This window comes from Faecalibacterium langellae, assembly GCF_002549775.1.
GTDB classification, from domain to species: Bacteria; Bacillota; Clostridia; order Oscillospirales; family Ruminococcaceae; genus Faecalibacterium; species Faecalibacterium langellae.
Genome location: NZ_NMTR01000056.1, coordinates 1 through 1125 on the forward strand (window position 1 = coordinate 1; position 1125 = coordinate 1125).

Genomic DNA, 1125 nt, shown 5'->3' on the forward strand with positions numbered 1-1125 from the left:
GGACTTCATTGCAATCTATATTACGGCACCTACCAAGGCCATCCGTTATTTCTGTCAGGTTTTAGAAGCTAATATAGCTAATCAAGGTTATCGTGATGAAGAGAGTATTAAGGAATTGATGCGAATTAAACCTTTATACAGCTTTAATGATAGTGATTTTGATAGTGAAAGGCTAAAGTGCTTTGGTATTAAAACTGTCCTAGGTCCACAACATATGACAGATGACTTGGTTCAGGCCCTGTCCCCTTACTTGAAAGGAAAATAAAAGGAGTGAATGATGCGAATTCTGATTGCACCTGATTCGTTTAAGGAAAGTTTGTCTGCAAAAGAGGTTGCCCTAGCTCTTAAATCGGGCCTTGAAAAGGCCTTACCAGACGCTGATTTTGACCTCATGCCAATAGGCGATGGTGGCGAAGGTACCTTAGATGCTCTTGCTGAAAATCTAAATCTTGAGAAGAAAACTGTTAAGATTCCACATGCTTATACAGGTGATGGATCTGTCCCCTATGCTAGTAATGGGCAGACTGCCATTTTTGAAATGGCTGCGGTTTGTGGCTTGGAGCAGGTGCCTAAGGATAAACGCAACCCCCTTTGTATAACAACCCAGGGAGTCGGTGAACTGATTGTTCACTTGGTTAAATCTGGTATTAGTGATTTTATTATAGGTGTAGGTGGATCAGCCACTAATGATGGCGGAATTGGTATGGCTTATGGATTAGGTTATCGTTTTTATGATTCTGAGGGGCGGGAGCTTGAGCCAATAGGTGCCAATCTTGGTCACGTTAAAAAGGTGTCTTCTAAAAATAAACTTGATCTATCTAATGTAACTATTCGTCTTATCACCGATGTGGATAATCCTTTGTGTGGTTTAAATGGGGCAACCTATATTTTTGGTGGTCAAAAGGGCTTGTCACCTTCACAAGTTAAAAAGGTTGACCAAAACATGGCTCAATTCTACCAAGGATTTGCTCCTGAGGTTCCAAAACTAGCTGGTTCAGGTGCTGGAGGGGGAATGGCAGCAGGAATGGTAGCCTTTGCAGGAGCAGAAATTAAGTCGGGGATTGATTTTGTACTGGATTGTGTCGATTTTGACCAGCGTGTAAAAACAGCTGATTTGGTTATTGT

At 41.6% G+C, this 1125-nt stretch carries 1 protein-coding gene and 1 pseudogene; both read left to right on the plus strand.

The genetic code is table 11. The features are described from left to right. Positions 1 to 265, plus strand: a pseudogene (locus CGS49_RS13635) (hypothetical protein); the annotation flags it as partial. Positions 266 to 277: 12 nt separating this feature from the next. Next, the coding region (locus tag CGS49_RS13640) for a glycerate kinase (RefSeq protein ID WP_097802300.1) at positions 278 to 1125 on the plus strand (848 nt) is incomplete at its 3' end.